3 protein-coding genes and 1 riboswitch are annotated in these 3614 nt (G+C 71.6%); all 3 genes read right to left on the bottom strand.

Going from position 1 to position 3614, the window contains the following annotated elements; genetic code table 11:
• On the bottom strand, positions 1–716 hold a 716-nt coding region (locus tag JWN68_RS14460), incomplete at its 3' end, for a cobyrinate a,c-diamide synthase (protein ID WP_297740118.1).
• Complete coding sequence (cobO, locus tag JWN68_RS14455) at positions 713–1327, bottom strand: cob(I)yrinic acid a,c-diamide adenosyltransferase (RefSeq protein WP_297740116.1); 615 nt, start codon at positions 1325–1327, stop codon at positions 713–715. The genes JWN68_RS14460 and cobO, both read right to left, overlap by 4 nt.
• Entirely contained in the window at positions 1327–3387 is a 2061-nt protein-coding gene (locus tag JWN68_RS14450; RefSeq protein ID WP_297740114.1) for a magnesium chelatase subunit D family protein, read from the bottom strand. The genes cobO and JWN68_RS14450 overlap by 1 nt, the downstream gene beginning before the upstream one ends.
• A 39-nt stretch (positions 3388–3426) precedes the next feature.
• A riboswitch (cobalamin riboswitch) is annotated at positions 3427–3590 on the bottom strand.
• Between the last annotated feature and the right edge of the window lie 24 nt (positions 3591–3614).

Genomic DNA, 3614 nt, shown 5'->3' with positions numbered 1-3614 from the left:
TCCCAGGTCGGATCCCACGGCAACGCGTCGAGCTCCGGTGCCGACCGCGCGACCGCCAGCAACCCGTCGAGGTCGAGGTACTTCGCCACTTGCTCGCCGAGCCGCCCGACCAGCGTGACCGAGTCGTGCCGCTCAGCGACGGGCACGAGCCCGAGGTGCCGCGAGGGCGTGGCCAGATCCTCGTCGCTGGGTAGCACGCCCAGCACGGGCAGCGACAACGCCCGTCGGATCTCCTCGACGTTGCGGTCCGAGCCCGCGCGGTTGAGGATGACGCCGGCGATGTTGATGCTCGGGTTGTACGTCGCCATACCCGCCGCGACCGCAGCCACCGAGCGCGACTGGCGAGCGATGTCGAGGACGAGCACCACCGGGGACCGCGTGAGGGCGGCGACGTGGGCGGTCGAGGCGAAACCGTCTGATCCGAGCCGACCGTCATGCAGGCCCATCACGCCCTCGATGACCGCGACATCAGCACCCAGGGCTCCGTGCAGCAGCAACGGCACGATCCGCTCCTCACCGACCAGGTGCGGGTCGAGGTTGCGCCCGGGGCGGCCCGAGGCGAGGGCGTGGTAACCGGGGTCAATGTAGTCGGGCCCGACTTTGTGCCCGCTGACCTCGTGGCCGGCGGCGCGCAGCGCGGCCAACAACCCCGTCGCGATGGTGGTCTTGCCCTGCCCGGTCGAGGGGGCGGCGACCACAAGCCGCGGCAGGCTCACCACTCGATGCCCTTCTGTCCCTTCTGGCCGGCGTCCATCGGGTGCTTAACCTTGGTCATCTCAGTGACCAGGTCGGCGATCTCAATCAGCCGGGGGTCGGCGTTGCGGCCGGTGATGATGACGTGCTGGAAGCCGGATCTCGTGCGCAGCGTCTCCACCACGTCATCGACATCGACCCACCCCCACTTCATCGGATACGTGAACTCGTCGAGGATCAACAGGTCGTGGGTTTCGGCGGCGAGTCGGCGCTTGATCTCCTGCCAGCCCTCGATCGCCGCGGTCGCGTGGTCCTCGGTGTCGCCCTGCTTGCGGGTCCACGACCAGCCAGAGCCCATCTTGTGCCACTCGACCGGACCGCCCTCGCCGGTCTCCTGGTGCAGCCGACCGAGCCGCTCGAGCACGGTCTGCTCCCCGATGCGCCATTTGGCGGACTTCACGAACTGAAAGACCCCGATCCGCCAGCCCTGGTTCCAGCCGCGAAGCCCGATCCCGAAAGCAGCGGTGGACTTTCCCTTGCCGTCGCCGGTGTGCACCATCACGAGCGGGCGGTTGCGGCGCTGGCGGGTGGTGAGGCCGTCGTCGGGTACGGCGATCGGCTGGCCCTGAGGCATCAGGCCAACCCCCTTCGAGTCACGACGGCTCTGGTCAGTCGCTCGGCGCTCACCTCGGCGACCGGCAGATGCTCAGCGCCGAGCACCTCGGCGAGCCGGACGGCGAGCCCGAGCCGCAGCGGGCCGCCCTCGGAGTCAATGACGACCGTGGTGACGCGCAGACCAGCAACGTGCTCGGCGGCGCGCACCGAGCGGGCGACCGCATCGGCGCCGGCGGTGGCCCGGCCGTCAGTGACCACGACCAACAGCGGTCGCAGCCGCGGATCGCGCAGTCGCTCGCGCCGCAGCACCGTCGCGGCCTCGAGGAGACCCGCTGCCAGCGGCGTCCTGCCTCCGGCCGGGAGCTCCTCGAGACGAGCCGCGGCGATCTCGACCGAGTGCGTGGGCGGCAGGACGAGTTCGGCGTCCTGCCCGCGGAAGGTGATCAGCCCGATCTTGTCGCGCCGGCGATAGGCGTCCATCAAGAGCGAGAGGACTGCGGTCTTGACCTGGGTCATCCGGCGACGCGCAGCCATCGACCCTGAGGCGTCCACGCAGAAGAGCACGAGGTTGGCCTCGCGTCCCTCCCGCACGGCGACCCTCAGGTCCTCCGCGCGCAGGTCGACGCGGCCGCTGGTCCGGCCCCGTGCCGGCTGCTGGCCGGCGGCCGCGAGCAGCGTCTCGACCAGGTGTAGCGAGCCGGCGTCGCCGCGGGTGGCGCCGATGCGTCGACCCGTGCGCGCCAGCGCCCGGCTGCGTCGGCCGGCCGCCCCCTCCCCAAGCCCTTGGACTGCGAGCAGCCTGGGGCGGTACGCCGCCCCAGCGCGCACCACCGAGCCGGGACCCTGCTCGGGGGCGGGGGCCGGCTCAGGGCCTGGCCGCGGCAGCTCGGCGTCGGGAATGGACTCATCGGGGTCGCGTGACGGGTCGGACTCGCCCGGGGGCGAGTCGCCGGGATCGGCGTCATCGGCGGCGTCACCCTCGGCTCCATCGCTCGCGACCGGGGTCTGGGTCGGCTCGTCCGGTGCCGGGCCCTCGGGCGGTTCGGGCGGCAGCTCGTCGTCGCCGAGCACCTGGTCGAGCAGATCCTCGTCGAGTCCGGGGGCGTCGAACGGGTTGCGGCGCCGGCGGTGCGGCAGCGACAGGAGCGCGGCGCGACGGATGTCCTCGCGCGTCACCTCGTCGCGGTCGGCCCACGCGGCGTGCGCGACCGCGGTCCGGGCGGTGACGATGTCCGCGCGCAGACCGTCGACCTCGAAGGCCGCGCAGACCTCGGCGATCTTGAGGAGCGCGACGTCGGTCAGCCGCACCTTGACGACGCGCTCGCGCGCCGACTGGATGCGCTCGGTCAGCGACCGGTCGAGGTCGCGGTAGCGGTCGGTGAAGGCGGTCGGGTCGCTGTCGTAGGCCATGCGGCGGCGTACGACAGCGGCGCGCAGCGTCGGTTCACGCGGCGCCGCTACCTCGACCGTCAGGCCGAACCGGTCCAGCAGCTGGGGGCGGAGCTCGCCTTCCTCCGGGTTCATGGTGCCGATGAGGACGAAGCGGGCGGCGTGCTCGACCGAGACGCCGTCGCGCTCGATGGTCACCTGGCCCATCGCCGCCGCGTCGAGCAGCACGTCGACGAGATGGTCGTGGAGCAGGTTGACCTCGTCGACGTACAGGATCCCGCGGTGCGCGCGGGCGAGCAGTCCGGGCTCGTACTCCACTGTGCCCTGGGACAGGGCACGCTCAAGGTGCAGCGAGCCGAGCACGCGGTCCTCGGTGGCGCCCACCGGCAGCTCGACCAGCCGGACCGGTCGGGTCTGCACCTCCGCGTCGCCGGCGAAGGGGCCGTCGGGCGAGGTGGCCGCCGGATCATCGGGGTCGATCGAGAACCGGTCGGCGGCATAGACCTCGACCGGCGGGAGTACCGCGGCCAGAGCGCGCACGGTGGTCGACTTGGCTGTGCCCTTCTCGCCGCGCACCAGGACACCGCCGATCTCGGGGGTGATCGTGGTGAGGACGAGGGCGAGGCCCATGTCGTCGAGGGCGTCGGCCTCGCAGCCGAGGACGGCAGAAAATGGGTATTGCTGTGGCATGTGAGGCTCCCGCTCGCTTCGCCATCGATCCTGTGCAATCGACATGGTCTGACGCGAGGCCGGTCTTCGGACTTGTCGGGTCCCTTCTCGCGAAGGGCCCGATTCACCGCAGCGGGCCTGTGCCGGTCTCTCACCGGCTTCCCAGATTCTCCCCGCCGACCATGGCTCACCGTTTCCGATGGACAGGCCGTTGGGGCACCTCGTGCCTGCGGTGACGATAGCGTGCT

The organism is Nocardioides sp. (assembly GCF_025964975.1).
Lineage (GTDB): Bacteria > Actinomycetota > Actinomycetes > Propionibacteriales > Nocardioidaceae > Nocardioides.
This window is presented reverse-complemented; position numbering and strand designations above follow the sequence as displayed.

Coding starts and splice junctions, on each gene's coding strand:
- JWN68_RS14450 (WP_297740114.1), bottom strand. CDS start 3,387: ATGCCACAGCAATACCCATTTTCTGCCGTCCTCGGCTGCGAGGCCGAC.
- cobO (WP_297740116.1), bottom strand. CDS start 1,327: ATGCCTCAGGGCCAGCCGATCGCCGTACCCGACGACGGCCTCACCACC.